This window comes from Sphingomonas morindae (genome assembly GCF_023822065.1).
GTDB lineage: Bacteria > Pseudomonadota > Alphaproteobacteria > Sphingomonadales > Sphingomonadaceae > Solisphingomonas > Solisphingomonas morindae.
Map to the genome: position 1 here is coordinate 801,636 of NZ_CP084930.1, position 22,936 is coordinate 824,571.

The window sequence follows — 22,936 nt, forward strand, 5'->3', positions numbered from 1 at the left end:
TCAGATCGCGTCGGTGCCGGCCGGCGCCGGCGGCACCAGCGGCGCCGCGCCCGCATCGGCCCCCGGCTCGCGGCTCACCCGCACCACGAACTTGCCCGGCACGCGCATGTCGAACCGCACAAAGCCCTGGCCCAGCAGCCGCGCCGCCTGATCCATGCGATCGAACTTGGCCAGGGCCTGGCGCTCCGCCTCGGCGCCCTCGGGCAGCGCCAGCGTCTCGCCGGATTGAAAGCGCATGTCCCAGCGCCGGCCGCCGACCCAGGTGGCGCCCGCGATCAGCGGCTTGAGCCGGGGCGCGGCGGCGAACAATTGAGCGAGATCCTGGGTCTGGAAATTGGCGCCGGGGCCGACGATCACCGGCAGGTCCGGCATCGCCTGGGGCTGGACCGGGGCCAGCACCACGCCGCTGCGGTCGATCAGCGACAGCCGGCCATTGGTCTGCCAGATCGCCGCCGGCTCGCGCTCGACAATGTCGACCAGCAGCGTGTCGGGCAGCCGGCGCGACACGCGGGCATCGGCCACCCAGCCGAATTTGAGCAGCTTGGCCCGGATCTCGGCGAGATCGACCAGCGGCATCGCGGTCGAGGTCTGGTCGAGCGCGACCGAATAGACGGGCAGCCGGTCCATATGGTGAATGCCCTGGATCTCGACGCGCTTCACCGACAGCCCGGCCGCGCCGGCCAGCTCGCCAAGCTCGGTGCCGACCAGCGCGGGCACGCCCAGCGCCCAGGCGATGCCGGCGATGCCGATCGCGCCCAGCGCCAGCACGGTGCGCCGCCACCAGCGCTCCAGCCGCTCGGCCGGGATCGGCAGCGTCGCCACCGCGCGGCTCGCCACCGCCTTGCGCGTCGCCTTGGCGGCGGAGGCGCCGCGCCGCGCGATCGCGGGCGCCTTGACGCCACGCGGGGTCGCGCCGCGTCGGATCTTGGCGCGTTCGCTCATGTCGGCCTCCGGCTCAGCGCCTCGTCGAGCAGCATCTGCACCAGCGCTTCATAGCTGATGCCGGCATGGCGCGCCTGTTCGGGCACCAGGCTCAGCGGCGTCATACCCGGCTGGGTGTTCACCTCGAGCAGGAACAGCCCCTGCTCGCCCTGCGCCTCGTCCCAGCGGAAATCGGATCGCGAGGTGCCCCGGCAGCCGAGCAGCCGGTGCGCCTCCTCGGCCATGCGCATCGCTGCGGCGGCGATCGCCTCCGGGATCTCGGCGGGGCAGACATGGGTGGTCAGCCCCTCGGTATATTTCGCGTCATAATCGTAGAAGCCATTGGCGGTGCGCAACTCGGTCACGCCCAGCGCGGCATCGCCGAGCACCGCCACGGTCAGCTCGCGGCCCGGGATGAAGGGCTCGGCCAGCAGCCGGTCGAACCGACGCCACGGCCCCTCGCTGTCCCGGCTGATCGGATCGCCATGATTGCCGCCCTCGGTGATGATCGCGACGCCGACCGACGAGCCCTCGTTCACGGGCTTCAGCACATAGGGACGCGGCAGCGGATCGCCCGCGTACAGGCTTTCGCTCGCCACGATCCGCCCCACCGGCATGCGGATGCCGTGCGGCACCAGCGCCTGCTTGGTAAGCTCCTTGTCGATCGCGATCACCGAGGTGACGAGGCCCGAATGGGTATAGGGCAGGCCCATCAGATCGAGCAGGCCCTGCACCGTACCATCCTCGCCGGGCGTGCCGTGGAGCGCGTTGAACACCACATCGGGCGCGGCCAGCGCCAGCGCCTGGCCGACGCTGCGATCCATGTCGATCGCCACCACCTCATGCCCGAGCGCGCGCGCCGCCGCCGCGACGCCGCGCCCGGAGGTGAGCGACACCTCGCGCTCGGCCGACCAGCCACCCATCAGCACGGCCACCCTCAGCGGCGTCATCGCGTCTCTCCCTCTGGCGCGGCGGCGCGGCCGATCCGCTGTATCTCCCATTCCAGCGTCACGCCCGCATGGGCGAGCACGCGGCCGCGCACCTCCTCGCCCAGCGCCTCGATGTCGGCGCTGCTGGCGCCGCCCAGATTGAGGAGGAAGTTGCAGTGCTTCTCCGAAACCTGCGCATCGCCCCGGCGCAGGCCGCGACAGCCGGCGGCGTCGATCAGCGCCCAGGCCTTGGCGCCGGGCGGATTCTTGAAGGTCGAGCCGCCGGTGCGCGCGCGCAGCGGCTGGCTCGCCTCGCGCTCGGCGGCGATACGGTCCATCTCGGCGGCGATCGCGGCGACCGTGCCCGCCCCGCCCTGGAGCAGCGCCTCCACCACCACCGCGCCCTCGGGCAGCGCCGAATGGCGGTAGGAATAGCCGAGCCGCGCCGCCGGCCAGGTCTCGATCGCGCCCGCGCGCGTCACCACCGTCGCCTCGATCAGCAGATCGGCCATGTCGCGGCCATAGGCCCCGCCGTTCATCCGCACCGCGCCGCCGATCGTGCCGGGAATGCCGCGCAGAAATTCGAGCCCGGCAATGCCCGCGTCGCGCGCCGCGCTGGCCACGGTGATGCCCATCGCCGCCGCGCCGGCGCGCAGCCGCAGCCCCGGCTCCACCGTCACCGTGGCGAAGCTCTTGGGCAGGCGGATCACCACGCCCGGAACGCCGCCATCGCGCACGATCAGGTTGGAGCCCACGCCCACCGCCATCACCGGCATGTCCGCCGGAAGCGCGCCGAGAAAGCCGGCCAGATCGGCGCGGTCGCGCGGGCGCGCCAGCCACTCGGCCGGGCCGCCGGTGCGGAACCAGATGAAATCGGCGAGCGCGGCGCCCGCCTCCAGGCTGCCCGCGAGCGGCGCCGGCCCGGCCGGCGCCGCCGGCGCGCGGGGCGCGGCCTGGCTCATGCCGCGGGCTCCACGACGCGCGCCTTCTCGATCGCCGGGGCGAGGCCCGCCGCCCATTTGGTGATGTCGCCCGCGCCGAGGCAGATCACCATGTCGCCCGGGCGCACCTGCCGCGCGAGATCGGCGGCGAGCGCGTCGGGTCCGGCGATTTCCTGCGCGGCGCGATGGCCGCGCCGCCGCAGCCCGGCGACCAGCGCCGCCGCGTCGACCTCGGCGATCGGCGCCTCGCCCGCCGCATAGACCGGCGCGACATAGACCATGTCGGCATCGTTGAACGCCTGCTGGAACTCCTCCATCAGGTCGCGCAGCCGGGTGTAGCGGTGCGGCTGCACCACCGCGATCACGCGACCCCGCGCGCCTTCGCGCGCGGCCGAAAGCACGGCGCGGATTTCCACCGGGTGATGGCCATAATCGTCGATCACCGTGGCCCCGGCGACCTCGCCCACCTTGGTGAAGCGGCGCTTGACCCCGCCGAACTTGGCGAAGCCGGTGCGGATCACCTCGTCCGGCACGCCCAGCTCCAGCGCCACCCCGATCGCGGCGAGCGCGTTGGAGACATTGTGGCGGCCGGGCATGGGCAGCTCGATCCCCTCGATCGAGCGGCTGGTGCCGTCGCGATGGCGGATGATCGCCTCGAAGCGGTTGCCGCCCGGCACCGGCGTGACATTGACGCCGCGGACATCGGCCTGCGCCGAAAATCCATAGGTGACGATGCGGCGGTCGCGCACGCGCGGCAGGATCGCCTGCACCTCGGGATGATCGAGGCAGAGCAGGGCGGCGCCATAGAAGGGAACATTCTCGACGAACTCGACAAAGGCGTCCTTCACCGCCTCGAAGCTGCCGTAATGATCGAGATGCTCGGGATCGATGTTGGTGACGATGGCGTAGGTGCCGTCCAGCCGCAGGAAGGAGCCGTCGCTCTCGTCCGCCTCCACCACCATCCAGTCGCTCGCGCCGAGCCGGGCGTTGGAGCCGTAGCTGTTGATGATGCCGCCGTTGATGACGGTGGGATCGACCCCGCCCGCGTCGAGCAGCGCCGCGACCATCGAGGTGGTGGTCGTCTTGCCATGGGTGCCGGCGACGGCGACCGTGGATTTGAGCCGCATCAGCTCGGCCAGCATCTCGGCGCGGCGCACCACCGGCACGCGCGTCTCCAGCGCCAGCTCGACCTCCGGATTGCCGCGCTTGATCGCGGTGGAGGTGACGACCACCGCCGCATCGCCGAGATTGGCCGCGTCATGGCCGATCATCACCTTGATGCCGCGCTGCCGGAGATGCTCGATCACATAGCTCTCGGCCATGTCGGAGCCCTGCACCCGATAGCCCAGATTGTGCATCACCTCGGCGATGCCGGACATGCCGATCCCGCCGATGCCGATGAAATGGATGGTCCCGATATCGGTGGCGACACCTTTCACGCAAACGCTTCCTTCAACTTGGGCCGGCCCCGGCCGGCACGGGCCGGCACACCCTCCACGGGCGGCGCCAGCGTCTCGACCAGGTCCGCGAGATCCCGCGTCGCCGTGGGATAGCCGGCCTGTTTGGCGCGGCGCGCGGCATTTTCAAGCGCGCCGGGCTCCAGCGCCATCTTCTGCATCTGCTTGGCGAGCCGCGCCGCGGTGAACTGGCCCTGCGGGATCGATGCCGCGCCGCCGGTCGCCGCCATCTCGCGGGCATTGGCGGTCTGGTGATCGTCCGTCGCCGAGGGCAGCGGCACGAGGATGGCGGGGCGGCCGGCGGCGGTCAGCTCGGCGATGGTCGAGGCGCCGGAGCGGCCGATGAACAGATGCGCCCAGCCCAGCCGCTCGGGCAGATCGGCCAGATAGGTGGCGAGATCGGCCGGAATGTCCAGCTCGGCATAGCGGGCGCGGACCTGCTCGATATCCTCGGGCCGGCATTGCTGCGTCACCTGCAGCCGCTCGCGCAGCGACACGGGCAACAGGCCGAGCGCATCGGGCACCACGCCCGACAGCACCGCAGCGCCCTGGCTGCCGCCCGTCACCAGCAGCCGGAAAATGCCCTCCTCGCTGAGCGGCGGATAGGGCTGGTCGCGCAGCGCCAGCACCTCGGCGCGCACCGGATTGCCCACCACCACGGGCGCCACGCCGCGCGGCAGGCGATCGACCTGGCGATAGGCGGTCGCGACCCGATCGACGCGCCGCGCGAGCAGCCGGTTGACGCGCCCCAGCACCGCATTCTGTTCATGCACCAGCGTCGGCATGCGCAGCGACAGCGCGGCCAGCAGCGTGGGCAGCGCCGGATAGCCGCCAAAGCCGATCACCGCCGCCGCGCCATAGCGGCCGAGCAGCCGCCGCGCCTCGGCGCGCCCGCGCCAGATCGCGCGGCCGGCGCGCAGCCAGCCGCGCACGCCGCCGCCGAGGCGGCCGGCGGGCAGCACATGCACCGGCACATCCTCGAACAGGCCGGGAATGCGGGCGCCGCGCGCATCGGTGACGAGCACCACGCGATGGCCGCGCCGCAGCAGCTCCTCGGCCAGCGCATGGGCGGGAATCATGTGGCCGCCGGTGCCCCCGGCGGCGAGAATGAAGCAGCGTTGCGCGGTCGCGGGATGGGCGCTCACCGATGGGTATTCCAGGTCACGACATAGGGCGAGCGGGTGAGATACGGGTTTCGGCGGGTGAATGCCAGCAGCAGGCCGAACCCCATCGACAGCGCGATCAGCGACGATCCGCCATAGGAGATGAAGGGCAGCGTCATCCCCTTGGACGGGGCGAGCTGGACATTGACCGCCATGTTGATCAGCGCCTGCGCGCCGAACTGGGTGGCGAGCCCGGCCGCCGCCAGCGTCAGGAACATATCCTCCTCGTCCAGCAGCTTGACGAAGACCCGCACGACGATCGCCATGTAGATCAGCGCGATCGCGATACAGGCGATGAGCCCGAACTCCTCGCCGATGACCGAGAAGATATAGTCGGTATGCGGCTCGGGCAGGTGGAATTTGGCGGTGCCGCCGCCCGGCCCCGTGCCGAGCAGGCCGCCATGCAGCAGCGTCCGCCGCGCGCTGTCCACCTGATAGGTATCGCCCGACTGGAAGAGGAAATTATTGATGCGCAGCGTCGCCACCGGATAGAAGAGATAGGCGGCCACCACGGCGCCGATCCCGGCCAGGCCCAGCGTCACCAGCCCCTTCATCGGCGCGCCGGTCAGCGTCAGCAGCGCGGTCCACATCAGCAGGAACATGATCGTCTGGCCGAAATCCGGCTGCTTCATCAGGATGCCGGCGATCGCGGCGGTGATCACGCCCGAGATCAGCGTCACCGGCAGCGTGCGGTCCTTCTGCTTGATCGAGAACAGCCATGCCATCGCCACCACATAGAGCGGCTTGAGAAACTCGGAGGGCTGGAACTGCGCCATGCCGGAGCCGATCCAGCGCCGCGCGCCGTTCACCTGATGACCGACCAGCGGCGTGGCGGCGAGCGCGAGGAAGCAGAGCATCGCGCCGATCAGGCACAGCCGCCGCGCCACGTCCTTGGGCGTCATCGACACCACGAACATCACCGGCACGCCCACCATCAGCCACACGCATTGGCGGTAGAAATAATAGAGGGGCGGAAACTGCACCGCGCCGCCCGAGTAGCGCACGCCGGCGGCGGGCGAGGCGGCGGCGACCGCGATCAGCCCGATGCCGATCAGCACCGTGACGAGCGCGAGCAGCACGAGATCGATTTCCCAGAACCAGCGGCCCAGCGCCGAGCGATCGGCGCGGCCGAGCCGCTGCGCGCGCTGCCCACGCAGCCGGTCGCGCGCGGCCCGCTGCTTCGTCGCGCTATCCATCTTCATGGCCTCGCCTCCATCGCCCGCACCGCCTGGACAAAGGCGCGGCCGCGCGCCTCATAGTCGCTGAACTGGTCATAGGAGGCGCAGGCCGGCGACAGCAGCACCACATCGCCCGGCCGCGCCGCCGCCGCCGCCGCCGCCACCGCCGCGTCCAGCGTACCGGCGCGCGTCACCGCCACGCCCGCCGTGCCGAGCAGCGCCGCGAACAGCTCGGTCGCCTCGCCGATCGTGTAGGCGGCGGCGACATGGCCGAGAAAGGGGCGGCAGGCATCAAGCTCGTCGGTCTTGCGGCGACCGCCCGCGATCCAGTGGATGCGCTGATAGGCGCCCAGCGCGGGCGCCGTGGAGGTGGCGTTGGTGGCCTTGCTGTCGTTCACCCACAGCACCCCGTTGATCGTCGCCACCCGCTCCATGCGGTGCGGCAGCCCGGGATAGGAGCGCAGCCCCGCCTCGATCGCCGCGGGGTCGATGCCGAGCGCCTCCGCGATGGCGCACGCCACCGCGACATTCTGCGCATTGTGCGGCCCCTGCAGCGCGGGCCAGCGGCTCTGGTCGGCAATATCGGCGGCCGATACGGTCACCAGCAGCGGCCGCTCCGCCGGCGCGGGCAGCGCCGCCTGCGCGCCGAACAGCGCGGCGTCGCCCGGCGCCGGATCGGCCGGGTCCGCCAGCAGCGCGGCGATCGCGCGGGTCTCGTCATCGTCGGTGGCGATCACCGCCACCTGCCCGCCGCCCTGCAGCTGGAAGAGCCGCCGCTTGGCGGCCGCATAGGCGGCGAAATCGGCATAGCGATCGAGATGATCGGGGGTGATGTTGGTCAGCGCCGCGACATCGCAGGCGAGACTGTGGGTGAGATCGATCTGGAAGCTCGACAGCTCGAGCACATAGACCCCGCCGGCCGGCAGCGGCGTCTGGCCCAGAATGGGCAGGCCGATATTGCCGCCCATCAGCGTCGGCACCCCGGCGCCCTCGAGAATGTGGTGGACCAGCGCGGTGGTGGTGGACTTGCCGTTGGTGCCGGTGATGCCCACCACGCGGTGCGGCGGCAGCGTCGGGCGCGCCAGGGCGAACAGCTCGATATCGCCGATCACCGGCACCCCCGCCGCCGCCGCGCGCGCGGCGATCGGGTGGGTGTTGAGCGGCACGCCGGGCGACACCACGATCCCGTCCATCCCGTCGAGCGGCAGCGTCATGGGATCGGCGAGCGTGAGGCCGGGCGCGTCCGCCAGTTCGGGCGCGGCGCGGCGCGCGGCGTCTGCGTCCCACGCCGTGACGCGCGCGCCCCCGGCGAGCAGCGCGGCGACGCTCGCCAGGCCCGAGCGGGCGAGCCCCAGCACCGCATAATGGCGGCCGGCAAAGGCGGGCGAGCGGATCATCGCAGCTTCAGCGTGGCGAGGCCGGCCAGCGCCAGCACGAAGGAGATGATCCAGAAGCGGATCACCACGGTCGGCTCGGACCAGCCGATCTGCTCGAAATGATGGTGGATGGGCGCCATCTTGAACACCCGCCGCCCGGTCCGCTTGTAGAAGAAGACCTGGATGATCACCGACAGCGCCTCGACCACGAACAGCCCGCCGACGATGCCGAGCACGATCTCATGATGCGCCACCACCGCGATCGAGCCCAGCGCGCCGCCCAGAGCGAGGCTGCCCGTATCGCCCATGAAGACGGCGGCCGGCGGCGCGTTGAACCACAAAAAGGCGAGGCAGGCGCCGATCATCGCGGCGCAGATGATCGTCAGATTGCCGGCGCCCGGCACGTGCGGCACGCCCAGATAGGTGGCGAACTTCACGTTGCCAACGACATAGGCGATCACGAAGAAGGCGAGGCAGGCGATCACCACCGGCATCGTCGCCAGCCCGTCCAGCCCGTCGGTGAGGTTCACCGAATTGCCGAAGGCGACGATGGTGAAGGCGGCGAAGGGCACGTAGAGCGGCCCGAGATCGATCACCGGCCCGTTGTAGAAGGGCACGTAGAGTTCGGTGCCGTTGAAGTGGACGATCAGCGCCGAGGCAATGCCCGCGATCAGGAACTCGAACAGCAGCCGCACCCGGCCGGACACGCCCGCCGTGCTGCGCTTCTTCACCTTGTCGTAATCGTCGAGAAAGCCGATCAGCCCGAAGCCCAGCGTCACGAACAGCACCGCCCAGGTGTAGCGGTTGGACAGATCCATCCAGAGCAGCATCGAGACGACCAGCGCGGTCAGGATCATCAGCCCGCCCATGGTGGGCGTGCCGCGCTTGGCGAGATGCGATTGCGGCCCGTCGAGCCGGATCGGCTGGCCCTTGCCCTGGCGGATGCGCAGCCAGCCGATGAAGCGCGGGCCGATGATGAGCCCGAGGAACAAAGCCGTCAGCGCCGCCGCTCCGGCGCGGAAGGTGATGTAGCGCACCAGGTTGAAGACGTGTGGGAAGCCGAGCGACTCGGCGAGCAGATACAGCATTAGCCGATTTCCCCCGCCAGCGCCGAGACGACGCGGGCGAGCCCGATAGCATTGGATCCCTTGACCAGCACCGCATCGCCCGGACGGATATGCTCCGCCAGCATCCGCTCGGCGGCGCCCGCATCGGCCACATGCGCGACCGCGATCCGCCCTTCAAGCGATTCGGCCAGCGGCGCCATCGCGGGGCCGACCAGGATCGCCAGCGCCACCCCCGCCTCGATGAGCGGCGCGTCCAGCGCGCGATGATAGTCGGCGCTGCCCTCGCCCAGCTCGCGCATCTCGCCCAGCACCACCAGATGCCGCCCCGGCGCATGGCCAAGCTCCCGGATCGTCGCCGCCATCGAGGCCGGGTTGGCGTTGTAGCTCTCGTCGATCAGCAGCGCCTCGCCATCGGGCAGCGGCACGCGGCGGCGCGCGCCGCGCCCCGGCAGCCCGGCCAGTTCGGCCAAGGCGACGCCGGCGGCGGGCAGATCGCCGCCCGCCGCCTCGACCGCCGCCAGCACGGCCAGCGCGTTCGACACCCAATGCGCGCCGGGCAGGCCGATCTGGAAGGTGAGCGCGGCCTTCGGCAGCACCGCGTTCACCAGCGTCCCCTCGGCGATCCGCACGCTTTCCGTGGCGCGCACATCAGCGCCGGTGCCGAGCCCGAAGGTGAGGATATCGTCCGCATAGGGCCGCGCGGCGGCGCGCAGGCGATCGCGATGCGGGCTGTCGAACGGCAGGATCGCCACCCCGCCCGGCTCGAGCCCGCGGAAGATCTCGCCCTTGGCGTCCGCGATCTCCGCCTCGCTCGCGAAGAAGGCGGCATGCGCCGGCGCGATCGCGGTGACGAGCGCGACATGCGGGCGCACCAGCCGGGTCAGCGCATCCAGCTCGCCGGCATGGTTCATGCCCATCTCGAACACGGCGAAGGCGGCGTCGCGCGGCATGCGGGCGAGGCTGAGCGGCACGCCGACATGGTTGTTGTAGCTCTTCACCGAGCGGTGCACGCGACCGGGCATGAAGCGATCGAGCGCGGCGAACAGCGCCTCCTTGGTGCCCGTCTTGCCGACCGAACCGGTGACCCCGATGATCCGCGCCCCGCTGCGCGCGCGTGCCGCCGCGCCGAGCGCCTGGAGCGCGGCGGCGCTGTCCGCCACGCGCACATGCGGCGCCGCGACCGGCGAGGAGACGAGCAGGCCCGCCGCGCCCTGCGCCAGCGCCTGATCGATGAAGCGGTGGCCGTCGGTGGTCTCGCCGGTCAGCGCCACGAACAGGTCGCCCGGCCCCACCTCGCGCGAATCGAAGGCGACGCCGGTGACGGTGAAGGGCGCCGAGGCGGTGCCGCCGGTGGCGGCGGCGATCTCGTCGGCGGTCCACAGGCCGGTCATGCCGCGACCTCGCGCGCCACCTGCACATCGTCGAAGGCGAGCACGCGATCGCCGACGATCTGCCCGGTCTCATGGCCCTTGCCGGCGACGAGCACGATGTCGCCCGCGCCGGCCTGCCCCACCGCCTCGGCGATGGCGGCGCGGCGATCGCCGATCTCGGTCGCGCCGGGGGCGGCGGCGAGGATCGCGGCGCGGATCGCGGCCGGCGGCTCGCTGCGCGGATTATCGTCGGTGACGATGGCGATATCGGCCTGCTCGGCCGCGATCGCGCCCATTTCCGGCCGCTTGCCGGTGTCGCGATCGCCGCCCGCGCCGAACACCAGGATCAGCCGCCCCGAGACGTGCGGACGCAGGGCCGCGATGGCGGCGCGCAGTCCGTCGGGGGTATGGGCGTAATCGACATAGACGGGCGCGCCGCGCGCGGTGATCACCGCGCGCTCGAGCCGGCCGCGCACCGGCTGCAGGCGGCCGAGCCCCGCCAGCACGTCCGCTGCCGGCACGCCCGTGGCCATCGCCAGGCCCGCGGCGACGAGCGCGTTGGCCGCCTGATAGGCGCCGATCAGCGGCAGGGTGCAGCGATGCTCGCGCCCGTCCACCGCGATCGTCAGCGTCTGGCCGAGCTGGGTCGGCACGCGCTCGATCAGACGCAGCGCGTCGCCGCGCGTGCCGACGCTGAGCAGCCGGGCGCCGCGCTCGCGCACCAGCTCCTCCACCCGCGTCGAGGCGGGATCGTCCGCCCACACCACGGCGGCGCCATCGGCATCCACCACCTCCGAGAAGAGCCGCAGCTTGGCCTCGAGATAGGCCTCCATCGTGCCGTGATAATCGAGGTGATCGCGGCTGAGATTGGTGAAGGCGGCGGCGCGCACCGGCAGGCCTTCGGTGCGGAACTGGGCGAGGCCGTGGCTCGAGGCCTCGAACGCGGCATGGCTCACCCCCTCGCGCGCCAGCCCCGCCATATTGGCGAGGAAGGTCACGATGTCGGGCGTGGTCAGCCCGGTCGAGACCTGGCTGATCTTGCCCTCGCCATCGGTGGTGGTGACGCCGAGCGTGCCGATCGAGGCGGCGGCATGGCCCGCCATGCGCCACAGCTGACGGGTCAGCTCCACCGTGCTGGTCTTGCCGTTGGTGCCCGTCACCGCCACCGTGGTGGCCGGAAAGGGCGCGAAGAAGCGCGCCGCGATCCGCGCGAAGGCGCGGCGCGGCTCGGCATCGGCGATGTGGACGACATGCTCGGGCACCGCCGCCTCGGGCCGCGCCACCACCGCGATCGCGCCCGCCGCCACCGCCGCCGGGATGAATTCCTCGCCGTTGCGCGCCAGCCCGCGAAAGGCGCCGAAGATGGTGCCCGGCGCCACCTTGCGATGATCGATCGCGCACCCCGTCACGCGCGCCCCGGCCCCGCCGCCGCGCGTCGAAAATCCGGCGATCAGGCTGTCGAGCTGCATCTCAATCCTTGTCCTGGGCGGCGGCGGCGGGGCCGCTGGGCGCCGGCGTCTTGTTCTTGTCGGGGCGCCACAGCAGCGGCATCAGCTCGCTGAGATCGACATCGTGGCGCTCGTCGGGGATCACGCCCAACAACGGGCCGATCCGCGCCACGGTGTGCGCGATCGCCGGTCCCACCACCCAGGCGGCGGTGGTGAAGCCATAGGTGTCGGCGGTGCCGTGCGGGCTGTCGAGCGTCATCATGATGACGTAGCGCGGATCGTCCATCGGGAAGACGCCGGCGAAGGTGGAGACGTTGACCTTGCGGTTATAGCCGCCGGCCTGCGCCTTCTCCGCGGTGCCCGTCTTGCCGCCCAGGCGGAAGCCGGGCACGTCGGCCTTCTTGCCGGTGCCGTCGGCGGCGGGCAGCACCACCAGCCGCAGCAACTGGCGCACGCGCGCGCTGGTCGCCTCGGAGATCACGCGGCGGCCCGCCGGCACGGGATTGTCCGCGCCGCGCTTGAGCAGCGTGGCGGGGCGGTAGACGCCGCCATTGACCAGCGCGGCATAGGCGATGGCGAGGTTGAGCGGCGACACCGCGATGCCGTGGCCGAAGCCCACCGTCATCACCGTCGTCTTGCCCCAATAGCTCGGCCAGAGCGGGCGCGCCGCCGCGCCCAGCTCGATCGCCGCCGGCTTGTCGAGCCCGAGCTGCTGGAAGAAGCGCGTCTCGCGCTGCTGGCCCAGCTCCTCGGCGATGCGCGCGGTGACGATGTTGGAGGAATGCACCATCATCTCCGGCACGTTCAGCCAGCGATTCTCGGCATGTTCGTCATGGATCTTGAAGCGGCCGATCTGCAGCGGCTTGGTGGCATCGTAGCGCTTGGTCATCGAGGTGACGACGCCGCTCTCGATCGCATTGGCGATGGTGATGGCCTTGAAGGTGGAGCCGAGTTCGTAGACCGACTGAGTGGTGTTGTTGCGCAGCGCCTCGAGCCCGGTCTTGCCGGGATCATTGGGATTGAAGCTGGGCAGCGAGACCATCGCCACCACCTCGCCGGTGCGCACGTCCAGCACCAGGCCGCAGCCGCCGGCGGCCGAAAATTTGACGAGCGCGGCGTTAAGCTCGCTCTCCATCGCCGCCTGGACGCGGCTGTCGATCGAAAGCGCCGCCGGGGTGCCGCGCGTCGCAGGATCGGACAGGCGCTGGTTGAGCACCTTCTCCATCCCGAACACGCCATGGCCATCGGTGTCGGTCCAGCCGAGCACATGCGCGGCAAGGCCCGTCTGCGGGTAGAGGCGCTCGGGTTCCTGGGCAAGCGCGATCGCCGGCTCGCCGATCGCGTTGACCGCGCTCACCACATCGGGCGTGGCGCGGCGGCGCAGATAGATGAACGGCTTGCCCGAGCGCAGCATCGCCAGATAGGTGGCCGCGCTTTTCTCGGGCAGCACCCGCGCCAGCTTTTCGGCGACCTCGCGCGGATCGTTGACGAGCTTGGGCGGCTGTAGCGCGATCGACCAGGCCATGATCGTCTGCGCCAGCGGCACGCCGTTGCGATCGACGATATCGCCGCGCGCGGGCAGGCCGCTCGCGGTGGCGCCGGACGCATTGCTATCGTTGAAGGCGGTGAGCCAGATCAGCCGCAGCGCGATCAGCGACGCCAGGCCCAGGAACAGCAGCATCACCAGCATCAGCCGGAAATGCGTAAGCGCCAGCGATTGCTGGCGCTGTCCGGCGAGACGGACGCGATCCGGCCGCGCGGCGGTCCCGCTCACGGCCGGTCAGTCTTGCCCAGATAGGCGACCCGCTGCGGCGCCACCAGCGCCGCGCCGCGCGGCCGGACCAGCGCGGCATGACGCAGCACCGGCTGCGCGCCCTCATCCAGATCGAGCGAGACGGAATGGAGCAGGCCGCTGGCCGGCTTCTCGACCGGCGTATAGGCCACCTGCGCCACCGCCGGCGGCGCCTGGAGCGCGGCGGCGGCCGGGGTCGTCGGCACGCCCTGATCGGCGCCCGGCGCGGCGAGGCTGGCAAGCTGCATTTCGCCGTTGAGATACTGGGCCGCCTTGGGCGCGGTCAACGCCAGCACGTCCGCATTCCACCGCTCAAGCTGCACGAGCCGGCTCCGCGTGCCGAGTTCGGTGGAGAGCTGGCGGATATCGGACTGGGCGAGCATGAGGTGCCGGTCCAGCCGCGCCATCTGCGCGCGCTCGGCCGCGACCTTCAGCGACACGAGATAACAGCCGAGCGCCGCGACCGCGACACAGGCCACCCAGACGATGGTTTTGAAACGGGCGGCGATCATCATCGGCGAATTCCTCGGGCGGCGGCGGCGGGGATGGCGGGGGCAGGAGCGGAGGCGGCGGCGCGGCCCCAGGGCGGGGCGGGGGACCGGCGGGCGGCGCGCAGCGTGGCGGAGCGCGCGCGCGGGTTTCGGGCAAGCTCGGCGGGGCCGGCCTTGACCGGCTTGGCCACGGCCTCGAAGCTGGGCGGCGGCGCCGCGCCGGCATCGGGCCGGTGGCGCGATCCCGCCGGCCGCGGGCGCCCGCGCTCGACCAGGAAGCGCTTGACGATCCGGTCCTCAAGGCTGTGGAAGCTCACCACCGCGAGCCGGCCGCCGGGCACCAGCAGCGCCTCGGCGGCGATCAGCGCCTCGTCCAGCTCGTCCAGCTCGCCATTCACATGGATGCGAAGCGCCTGAAAGCTGCGCGTGGCGGGATCCTTGGGCATGCCGGGGTGATGGCCGGTGGCGCGGCGCACCAGCTCGGCCAGCTCGCCGGTGCGTGCCAAAGGCCGCGCCGCCACGATCGCGCGAGCGATCCGCCGCGCGCGCGGCTCCTCGCCATAATGGAAGAGGATGTCGGCGATCTCCGCCTCGTCGGCGCGGTTGAGGAAATCGGCCGCGCTCTCGCCGGCCTGGCTCATCCGCATGTCGAGCGGACCGTCCGCCTGGAAGGAGAAGCCGCGCGCCGCCTGATCGAACTGCATCGACGAGACGCCGATATCCAGCACCACGCCGTCCACCGCCGAGACACCGCGCGCCGCGAGCGCGGCCGCCATGGTCGCGAAACGCTCGGGCACCAGCACCAGCCGGCCCGCGCTCGCCGCTTCCAGCGCGCGACCGGCGGCGATGGCGTCGGGATCGCGATCGAAGGCGAAGACCCGCCCAGCCCCCGCCGCAAGCAGCGCGCGCGTATAGCCGCCGGCGCCGAACGTGCCGTCCACCAGCGTATCGCCGGGGCGCACCGCCAGCGCGGCCACCACCTCGTCGAGCAGCACCGGCACGTGCGGCGCTTCGGCGGCCGCGCTCACAGCGCCACCCCGCGCTCGCGCAGAAGGAATTGCAGCGGCTTGCGCGCGCGCGACGTGGCCGGCAGCCGATCCAGCGCGACGAGCGGGTTCCAGATCTGGAAGCTGGAGCCGGCGCCGATGAAGAAGGCGAGATCCTCGATCTGGCCGAGCATGCGCAGCATCGGCGTCAGCACCATGCGGCCCGCGCCGTCGAACTTGACCGGCTCGAGGCTGCCGAAGCTGTCGAGGCGCGCCGCCTCCAGCGCCGCCATCTGCTCGATCGCGGGCAGCTCGGCGACCGACGCCTGGAGCTGGCGGTCCATCTCGGCCGAGGCGACGGGATCGAGCGCGGTCAGGCAGTCGCCGCTGGCATGTTCGCCGATCGACAGGGTGTTGTCGGGATCGAGCCCGGCGCCGAGCGCCCGCTTCTCGATCAGCGCGCGAAAGCCCGCCGGCACGGATACCCGTCCCTTCGCATCCACGGCGTTCAGCGCATGGCCTTGAAAGAGATGGCCGAGTTCCACCGATACCCCGTTCGACGACGCGCGCCCCCGCCGCCACTCCGCGATCGACAGACCTGGCCCCTCGCCGGTCTGCCTCGCGGACGACGTGGGAGTATCATGGGTAGGGCATGGGTTTCAATACCACTGCATGGGTAGACTTGTGTATGAAATGCCACGGGCTGGTCGGGGGCAAAAATCGAAAAGCCCCGCAAAACAGCCACTATTCACGCTTCGTTCTTGTCGTCAGCCCTGTGGATAACTGTGTTGATGCGCGCACCCCGACTGGGGCAGGCATGGGCCGGCATGGATCGGCATGGCGCGCGGCGACGCACCGCGGCGGGCGCGCGCACGGCGAATCATCCGCGTCGCCGGCGGCGCGCGAGCGGAGCGGATCAGCGCTGGACGGGTGCGATCAGCGCGCGGGCGTGGCGGCGGCGCTGCCGGCGGGCGGCGCGGCGGCATGGCCGGCGGGTAGCGGCGGCCCGGCCATGGCGGCGGGCGGCGCGGCGGGCACGGCGGTGATCGATCCCGGCGCCGGCGGCGCGGGGTTGAGCGTCACGATCGGCGGCGACGGCTTGGGCGCGTTGCCCGGCGCCACACCCAGTTCGGCCAGCGGCTCCTTGGGCGCCTCCTCGGCCGCCGCGTTGGCGGGGCCGCCGCCATTATGGTGCGGGGCGGGATGCGGATCCTGGCCGAGAAAGGCGAACAGCGCGGCGGCGAGCAGCGTGAGCAGGAACACCGCGGCGAGCCCGGTGACGCCGACGCGGATCCTCTGCAGCGCGGGATCGCGCCCCGCCTCCTCGCGGCGCCTATCGCTGGGCCGGCGTCGCGCCATCGCTTAGCGCGCGAGCCAATCCGGCACCGGCAGGCCCTTGGCGGCGAGCCAGACGGGATTGGAGAGGGTGGAGAGGTAGCGCATGCCTGAATCGCAGAGGATGGTGACGATCGTCTTGCCTGGTCCCAACGCCTTGCCCAGCGCGACCGCGCCGGCGACGTTGATACCGGAAGACAGGCCGACGCACAGCCCCTCCTCCATCAGCAACTGGCGCACCCAGCGCAACCCCTCCTCGTCGGCGACGCGGAACTGGGTGTCGATCGGCGCCCCGTCGAGATTGGCGGTGATCCGGCTCTGGCCGATCCCCTCCGCCACCGAGCTGCCCTCGGCGGCGAGTTCGCCCTGCGCATAATAGCTGTAGAGCGCTGCGCCGTGCGGATCGGTGAGCGCGATGGTGATGCGCTCGTCCTGCTCCTTCAGCCCCAGCCCCACCCCGGCCAGCGTGCCGCCGGTGCCGCAGGCGCATGTGAAGCCGTCGATCCGGCCGCCCGTCTGCGCCCAGATCTCGGGCGCGGTCGTGCGGATATGGGCCATGCGGTTGGCGGTGTTGTCGAACTGGTTGGACCAGAAGCCGCCCGGCGTCTCCTCGGCGATGCGACGCGAGGTGTGCACATAATGGGCGGGGTTGGAGTAGCTGGTGGGCGGCACCTCCACCAGCTCGGCGCCCAGCGCGCGCAGCGTGTCCTTCTTTTCCTGGCTCTGCGTCTCGGGAATGACGATGATGGTGCGATAGCCCTTGGCATTGCCCACCAGCGCCAGGCCGATGCCGGTGTTGCCGGCGGTGCCCTCCACGATCACCCCGTCGGGGCCGAGCGCGCCGCGCGCCTCGCCATCCTCGATGATGAAGCGGGCGGCGCGGTCCTTCACCGAGCCCCCGGGGTTCATGAACTCGCACTTGGCGAGGATTTCGCATCCGCTCTCGGCGCTGGCGCCGGCGAGACGGACAAGGGGTGTGTTGCCGATGAGCGAAAGGGCACCGGGCACGATGCGGCTGGCCATGGTGCATGGATAGGATGCCCGGGCGCGAACGGCAACGCACCTTTGCACGGCCATCGCCAAGCGCAGCTTCGTCGGCCTGTCCCGAAAGCGGGCCAATGTGGCGCGCCGCAATGCACAATGCATCTTGACGCGGCGCACCCTGTTAACGATCACTTATGATCGTTATGCACATCCTCCCCCGCATCCGTCTCGCCGCGCCGGCCGCCGCCGGCCTTCTCCTGTTCGCGCTCGGCGCCTGCAACATGCAGCCCGAGAATATCGAGGTCGGCCCCAACGACGATCAGAAGGAAGCCCTCGCCCACGCCAAGCCGGTCGAGCTGCCGCCCGCCATCGAGGCGAGCAAGAGCTACCGCTGCAAGGACAACAGCGTCGTCTATATCGATTGGTTCGCCGGCGGCAAAAGCGCCACCGTGCGCCCCAAGAAGGACGATTCGCCCGTGATGCTCAAGGCCGATCAGGCCGGCCAGCCGCTCACTGCCGAGGGCGGCTACGCCATCTCCGGCACGTCCAAGGCCTCCAATGTCGATGTCACCTTGCCCGGCAAGGGCAAGCAGAGCTGCAAGGGCTGATCTCCCGGCCTTGAACCATGTCCGGCCGGCGACCTTGTCGCCGGCCTTTTTCATGCTCGGCGCCGCGCGGCGCCATCTTCCATCCCCCCCGCGATGCGGCGGGCGGCCAAGCCATTTTCTTTTGTCTGCGTCGCGCGGCTCGGCTATCGGCTGCGGCCATGACCGACAGCCCCGCCATCACCCCCGAGATCGTCGCCAGCCACGGCTTTACGCCGGAGGAATATGAGCGGGTGCTCATCGCGCTCGGCCGCGTGCCCAATCTTACCGAGCTGGGCATCTTCTCGGTAATGTGGTCGGAGCATTGCTCCTACAAGTCGAGCCGGGTCCATCTCCGCACGCTGCCGACCACCGGGCCGCAGGTGATCTGCGGGCCGGGCGAGAATGCCGGCGTCGTCGATATCGGCGACGGTCAGGCCGCCATCTTCAAGATGGAGAGCCATAACCACCCCTCCTATATCGAGCCCTATCAGGGCGCGGCGACGGGCGTGGGCGGCATCCTGCGCGACGTGTTCACCATGGGCGCGCGCCCGGTCGCCAATCTGAACGCGCTGCGCTTCGGCCGGCCCGATCATCCCAAGACCCGCCACCTCATCGCCGGCGTGGTCCATGGAATTGGCGGCTATGGCAATTGCGTGGGCGTGCCGACGGTGGGCGGCGAGGTGAACTTCCACCCGGCCTATGATGGCAACATCCTTGTCAACGCCATGACGGTGGGCGTGGCCGAGACCGACAAGATCTTCTACTCGGCGGCGAGCGGCATCGGCAATCCGATCGTCTATGTCGGCTCCAAGACGGGCCGCGACGGCATCCACGGCGCCACCATGGCGTCGGCCGATTTCACCGAGGAGAGCGAGGAGAAGCGCCCCACCGTCCAGGTCGGCGATCCCTTCACCGAGAAGCTGCTGATCGAAGCCTGTCTCGAGCTGATGGCCTCGGACGCGATCGTCGCCATCCAGGATATGGGCGCGGCGGGCCTCACCTCCTCCTCGGTGGAGATGGCCTCCAAGGGCGGCGTCGGCATCGAGCTGGTCATGGATCAGGTGCCGCAGCGCGAAACCGGCATGACCCCCTATGAGATGATGCTCTCCGAAAGCCAGGAGCGCATGCTGATGGTGCTGAAGCCGGGCCGCGAGGCCTTTGCCGAGGCCATTTTCCGCAAATGGGAGTTGGATTTCGCGGTGATCGGCCGGGTCACCGACACCGGCCGCATGGTGCTGACCTGGCATGGCGAGGTGGTGTGCGACATTCCGCTCGGCCCGCTCGCCGACGAGGCGCCCTGCTATCAGCGGCCCTTTGTCCGCACCACGCCGCCCGCGCCGCTCTCGGCGGTGCCGGAAAGCGCCGATCTCGGCCGCGATCTGCTGACGCTGATGGGCTCGCCCGACATCGCCTCGCGGCGCTGGATCTGGGAGCAATATGATCACATGGTCGGCGGCGACACGGTGCAGCGCCCGGGCGGCGATGCCGCCGTGGTGCGCGTGCACGGCACCGCCAAGGGCCTCGCCCTGTCGACCGATTGCACCCCGCGCTACTGCCAGGCCGACCCCTTCGAGGGCGGCAAGCAGGCGATCGCCGAATGCTATCGCAACCTCTCGGCGGTGGGCGCGACCCCGCTCGCCACCACCGACTGCATGAATTTCGGCAATCCGCAGCGGCCCGAAATCATGGGCCAGTTCGTCGGCTGCATCGAGGGCATGGGCGAAGCCTGCCGCGCGCTCGACTTCCCGATCGTGTCCGGCAATGTCTCGCTCTACAACGAGACCAAGGCCGAGGATGGCAGCGGCTCGGCGATCCTGCCCACGCCCGCCATCGGCGGCGTCGGCCTGCTGGCGGACTGGTCGCGCTCGGCCACCATCGGCTTCAAGGCCGAGGGCGAGGAGGTCGTGCTGATCGGGGCGCCGGGCCGGCATCTCGGCCAGTCCTTGTGGCTGCGCGAATGCCATGGCCGCGAGGAAGGGCCGCCGCCGCCCGTCGATCTCGCGGCGGAAAAGGCGCATGGCACGCTGGTGCGCACGCTGATCACCGAGGGCCGCGTCACCGCAGTGCACGATATCTCCGATGGCGGGCTGCTGGTCGCCATCGCCGAGATGGCGCTGGCGGGCGGCATCGGCGCGACGCTGGACGATGTGCGCGACGCCGCCACCGCCTTTGGCGAGGATCAGGCGCGCTACATCGTCACCGCGCCGCCGGGCACGCTCACCTGCGGAACGGTGATCGGCCGCACCGGCGGCCGCAGCGTGGCGGGGGTGGCGCTGGCCGATCTCGCCCGCGCGCATCAGGGCTTCTTCCCCGCGCTGATGGGCGCCGACGGCGCGCTCGCCTGATCGCGGCCGGCGCGCCTCCGCCCGCGCCGGCGCCCGATCCCGCGCCGGCGCCGCGCCTGGCCGCGCTGGATGGCCTGCGCGGGCTTGCGGTGCTGGGCATCGTGCTGATGAACATCAGCGGCTTCGCCCTGCCCTCCGGCGCCTATTTTAACCCGCGCGCGCTGGGGCCAGCCGGGCCGGCGGACCTCCTCCTCTGGTCCTGCGGCTTCATCGCCGTGGACGGCAAGATGCGCGCGCTCTTCTCGATCCTGTTCGGCGCCTCGACCGCGCTGGTGCTGGCCCGCGCCGAGGCCGCCGGGGAGGATGCGGGGGCGGTTCATCGGGCGCGGATGATCAGCCTGGGCCTGTTCGGCATCGCCCATTGGGTGCTGCTCTGGCCCGGCGACATCCTGCTCCATTACGCGCTGATCGGCCTGCTCGCCGCGCCCTTCGCCGCGCTGGACGGGCGCCGCCTCTGGCGGCTCGCGCTCGGCCTGCTGCTGTTACAGGCGCTCGCCCAGGCCTGGGTGCTGCTCGGCAATGTCGCGCTGCGGGCCGAGGCGCTCGCGCCCCATGCCGATCCCGCGCGCCTCGCGCAGTGGCGGGATTTCGCCGCCAATGTCGGCATCGGCGATCCGGCGCGCATCGCCGCCGAGATCGCGCGCCAGCGCGGCGCGTGGGGCGGCATCGTGGCCGCCAACCTCGCCACCCTGGCCGCCGGCGCGCCCTTTCTGCTGCTGTTCAACGGGCCCGAGACGCTCGCCTATATGCTGATCGGCATGGCGCTCCAGCAGTCGGGCTTCTTCGCCGGCGCCTGGCCGCGCGCGCGCTATCGGCGGCTCGGCGCCTGGGGCGTTGGGCTCGGCCTGCCGCTCTCGGCGCTGCTCTGCCTGCTGTGCTGGCGATCGGACTTCGCGACCCTGCCCGTCTTCGCGGCGGCGACGCTCGGCGGCGTGCCGCTGCGCCCGCTGCTGGCGCTGGGCTATGCCGGCTGGGCCGTGCCCCGCCTGGGCGGGAGCGGCCGCTGGGCACGGCGGCTGCAGGCGGCCGGGCGCATGGCCTTCAGCAACTATCTGCTCACCACGCTGCTGATGTGCGCGCTGTTCCAGGGCTGGGGGCTGGGGCTGTTCGCGCGGCTCGATCGCGGCCAGCTCTATGCGCTGGTGCCGATGGTCTGGGCGCTCATGCTGCTCTGGAGCCCCGCCTGGCTGCGCCGCTTCCGCTACGGTCCGCTGGAATGGATGTGGCGCAGCCTGGCGCGCGGGGAACTGCAAGTCTTTCGCAGAAGCATTGCAACTGGATCGCATTAGCCCTATAGGCCGGGCGTCCAACGCCGGGGAGCCCGATGGTCGTCTGCGTCTGCAATGTGATCCGCGAAGCGCAATTGCGCGAGGCCGCCCGCCAAGGCGCCAATGATCCCGCCACCGCCTATGCCAAGCTCGGCTGCCGCGCCAAATGCGGCAAATGCCTGCCCTTCGCGCGCGCGCTGATCGCAGAGGAGCGCAACGTCGCCTGAGAATCGCTTGCGCGAGTCGTTCGCGATGGGCTTTGCCCGGAGGCGGCCCTACGGTGTTGCAGCCGCGCAACGGAGACGAGCATGAAGGGCGACCCCAAGATCCTGGAAATCCTGAACACGGCGCTCAAGAATGAGCTGACCGCGATCAACCAGTATTTCCTGCATTATCGCATGCTCGAACATTGGGGCGTCGAGAAGCTCGCCGATTTCGAATATCATGAATCGATCGACGAGATGCGCCACGCCGATTGGCTGGCGGCGCGCATCCTCTTCCTCGAGGGCCTGCCCAATTTCCAGCTGCTCGGCCGGCTGCGCGTGGGCGAGACGGTGGAGGAGATTCTCCGCGCCGACATGGCGCTGGAAGAGGAGGCCATCCCCACGCTGCGCGAAGGCATCGCCCATGCCGAGGCGGTGCGCGATTATGTGAGCCGGGACCTCTTCCTCAAGATCCTCGCCAACGAGGAAGAGCATGTCGATTATCTGGAGAAGCAGTTCGATCTGATCCGCCTGATGGGGATCGGCAATTATGTGCAGCTCCAGTCCAAGCCCGCCAACGAGGAAAGCGCCGCCACCGGCGATTGAGCCGGGTGGGCCCCGGCCGCGCGCCGGGGCCGCTGCCGCTCAGCGTTGCGCCACGCCGAAGCCGGCGCCCGGACGCCGGCCGAAGCCGCTCGGCGCGCGCCGCTCCGCCATCTGGCCGAGCTCGCGATCGAACAGGGCGAGCGTCGCCTCGAAGCGCGGCCGGAGATCGATCACGCGCTGGATAAGCTCGTCCGGCGCGGTGCGCATCTCCACGCAATGGCGCGCGGTCATCTCGATGTCCTCGGCCAGCGCCGCGAGCGGCAGCGCGCCGAACTGCCGCGCCTCGCCCTTCAGCGTGTGCGCGGGCAGCACCAGCGCCGCTGCCGAACGCAGCCGCATCGCCTGCTCGATCGCCCCGACCGCCTTGGTGCCGTCCTCCCGGAAATATCCCAGGATGCGGACAAAGGCGGTCCCCAGCTCGGCCCGCGCCCGCGCGAAGACCGCCCAGTCGACCAGCTCCCCCGCTGCCATCGTCACTGCCGCTTCCTT

At 71.1% G+C, this 22,936-nt stretch carries 22 protein-coding genes; 5 read left to right on the forward strand and 17 right to left on the reverse strand.

The genetic code is table 11. From position 1 onward, the window contains the following. From LHA26_RS03915 to LHA26_RS03990, 16 genes are all read right to left on the reverse strand, one after another. Positions 1-942 (reverse strand): cell division protein FtsQ/DivIB, encoded by a 942-nt coding sequence (locus tag LHA26_RS03915; protein ID WP_252167436.1) that lies wholly within the window; start codon positions 940-942, stop codon positions 1-3. Continuing rightward, entirely contained in the window at positions 939-1,871 is a 933-nt protein-coding gene (locus LHA26_RS03920) for a D-alanine--D-alanine ligase (RefSeq protein WP_252167437.1), read from the reverse strand. The genes LHA26_RS03915 and LHA26_RS03920 overlap by 4 nt, the downstream gene beginning before the upstream one ends. After that, complete coding sequence (murB, locus tag LHA26_RS03925) at positions 1,868-2,812, reverse strand: UDP-N-acetylmuramate dehydrogenase (RefSeq protein WP_252167438.1); 945 nt, start codon at positions 2,810-2,812, stop codon at positions 1,868-1,870. Before murB ends, LHA26_RS03920 begins: the two co-directional genes overlap by 4 nt. Continuing rightward, positions 2,809-4,230 carry a UDP-N-acetylmuramate--L-alanine ligase gene (gene murC, locus LHA26_RS03930; protein WP_252167439.1) on the reverse strand — a complete coding sequence of 474 codons (1,422 nt, stop codon included), beginning with the start codon at positions 4,228-4,230 and terminating at the stop codon, positions 2,809-2,811. The genes murB and murC overlap by 4 nt, the downstream gene beginning before the upstream one ends. Beyond that, positions 4,227-5,393, reverse strand: a complete 1,167-nt coding sequence (gene murG / locus LHA26_RS03935) for an undecaprenyldiphospho-muramoylpentapeptide beta-N-acetylglucosaminyltransferase (RefSeq protein ID WP_302898035.1) — start codon at positions 5,391-5,393, stop codon at positions 4,227-4,229. The genes murC and murG overlap by 4 nt, the downstream gene beginning before the upstream one ends. Beyond that, on the reverse strand, positions 5,390-6,613 hold the full coding sequence (locus LHA26_RS03940) for an FtsW/RodA/SpoVE family cell cycle protein (protein WP_437441232.1): 1,224 nt from the start codon (positions 6,611-6,613) through the stop codon (positions 5,390-5,392). The genes murG and LHA26_RS03940 overlap by 4 nt, the downstream gene beginning before the upstream one ends. Further along, complete coding sequence (gene murD, locus LHA26_RS03945) at positions 6,610-7,986, reverse strand: UDP-N-acetylmuramoyl-L-alanine--D-glutamate ligase (RefSeq protein ID WP_252167440.1); 1,377 nt, start codon at positions 7,984-7,986, stop codon at positions 6,610-6,612. Before murD ends, LHA26_RS03940 begins: the two co-directional genes overlap by 4 nt. Continuing rightward, positions 7,983-9,053: a phospho-N-acetylmuramoyl-pentapeptide-transferase gene (mraY, locus tag LHA26_RS03950; protein ID WP_252167441.1), complete on the reverse strand. Its 1,071-nt coding sequence runs from the start codon at positions 9,051-9,053 to the stop codon at positions 7,983-7,985. The genes murD and mraY overlap by 4 nt, the downstream gene beginning before the upstream one ends. After that, positions 9,053-10,423: a UDP-N-acetylmuramoyl-tripeptide--D-alanyl-D-alanine ligase gene (locus LHA26_RS03955; RefSeq protein WP_252167442.1), complete on the reverse strand. Its 1,371-nt coding sequence runs from the start codon at positions 10,421-10,423 to the stop codon at positions 9,053-9,055. Before LHA26_RS03955 ends, mraY begins: the two co-directional genes overlap by 1 nt. Then, complete coding sequence (locus tag LHA26_RS03960) at positions 10,420-11,871, reverse strand: UDP-N-acetylmuramoyl-L-alanyl-D-glutamate--2,6-diaminopimelate ligase (RefSeq protein WP_252167443.1); 1,452 nt, start codon at positions 11,869-11,871, stop codon at positions 10,420-10,422. Before LHA26_RS03960 ends, LHA26_RS03955 begins: the two co-directional genes overlap by 4 nt. A gap of 1 nt (position 11,872) precedes the next feature. Next, positions 11,873-13,624 carry a peptidoglycan D,D-transpeptidase FtsI family protein gene (locus tag LHA26_RS03965; RefSeq protein WP_252167444.1) on the reverse strand — a complete coding sequence of 584 codons (1,752 nt, stop codon included), beginning with the start codon at positions 13,622-13,624 and terminating at the stop codon, positions 11,873-11,875. Continuing rightward, positions 13,621-14,157 (reverse strand): hypothetical protein, encoded by a 537-nt coding sequence (locus LHA26_RS03970; protein ID WP_252167445.1) that lies wholly within the window; start codon positions 14,155-14,157, stop codon positions 13,621-13,623. Before LHA26_RS03970 ends, LHA26_RS03965 begins: the two co-directional genes overlap by 4 nt. Then, positions 14,154-15,161, reverse strand: coding sequence for a 16S rRNA (cytosine(1402)-N(4))-methyltransferase RsmH (gene rsmH / locus LHA26_RS03975; protein WP_252167446.1), 1,008 nt, complete (start codon positions 15,159-15,161; stop codon positions 14,154-14,156). Before rsmH ends, LHA26_RS03970 begins: the two co-directional genes overlap by 4 nt. Continuing rightward, complete coding sequence (locus LHA26_RS03980) at positions 15,158-15,664, reverse strand: division/cell wall cluster transcriptional repressor MraZ (protein WP_252167447.1); 507 nt, start codon at positions 15,662-15,664, stop codon at positions 15,158-15,160. Before LHA26_RS03980 ends, rsmH begins: the two co-directional genes overlap by 4 nt. 391 nt (positions 15,665-16,055) lie before the next feature. Beyond that, positions 16,056-16,478, reverse strand: a complete 423-nt coding sequence (locus LHA26_RS03985) for a hypothetical protein (RefSeq protein WP_252167448.1) — start codon at positions 16,476-16,478, stop codon at positions 16,056-16,058. Positions 16,479-16,481: 3 nt separating this feature from the next. Continuing rightward, positions 16,482-17,477, reverse strand: a complete 996-nt coding sequence (locus LHA26_RS03990) for a cysteine synthase A (RefSeq protein ID WP_252167449.1) — start codon at positions 17,475-17,477, stop codon at positions 16,482-16,484. Positions 17,478-17,632: 155 nt separating this feature from the next. Between LHA26_RS03990 and LHA26_RS03995 the strand changes: the two genes are divergently transcribed. The 5 genes from LHA26_RS03995 (at position 17,633) to bfr (ending at position 22,447) form a co-directional block, all read left to right on the forward strand. Continuing rightward, positions 17,633-18,046 (forward strand): hypothetical protein, encoded by a 414-nt coding sequence (locus tag LHA26_RS03995; protein ID WP_252167450.1) that lies wholly within the window; start codon positions 17,633-17,635, stop codon positions 18,044-18,046. Between the two features lie 158 nt (positions 18,047-18,204). Continuing rightward, the gene (purL, locus tag LHA26_RS04000; RefSeq protein WP_252167451.1) at positions 18,205-20,370 is read left to right on the forward strand and encodes a phosphoribosylformylglycinamidine synthase subunit PurL; all 2,166 of its coding nucleotides are present in this window, start codon (positions 18,205-18,207) and stop codon (positions 20,368-20,370) included. Between the two features lie 89 nt (positions 20,371-20,459). Beyond that, positions 20,460-21,659 (forward strand): DUF418 domain-containing protein, encoded by a 1,200-nt coding sequence (locus LHA26_RS04005; RefSeq protein WP_252167452.1) that lies wholly within the window; start codon positions 20,460-20,462, stop codon positions 21,657-21,659. A 35-nt stretch (positions 21,660-21,694) separates the two neighbouring features. After that, a complete protein-coding gene (locus tag LHA26_RS04010) occupies positions 21,695-21,865 on the forward strand; it encodes a (2Fe-2S)-binding protein (protein WP_252167453.1) in 171 nt (56 codons plus the stop codon). Between the two features lie 81 nt (positions 21,866-21,946). After that, entirely contained in the window at positions 21,947-22,447 is a 501-nt protein-coding gene (gene bfr / locus LHA26_RS04015; RefSeq protein WP_252167454.1) for a bacterioferritin, read from the forward strand. A 39-nt stretch (positions 22,448-22,486) separates the two neighbouring features. Here the strand turns inward: bfr and LHA26_RS04020 are convergent, their stop codons facing one another. Further along, the gene (locus LHA26_RS04020; protein WP_252168286.1) at positions 22,487-22,918 is read right to left on the reverse strand and encodes an Hpt domain-containing protein; all 432 of its coding nucleotides are present in this window, start codon (positions 22,916-22,918) and stop codon (positions 22,487-22,489) included. Positions 22,919-22,936 lie beyond the last annotated feature (18 nt).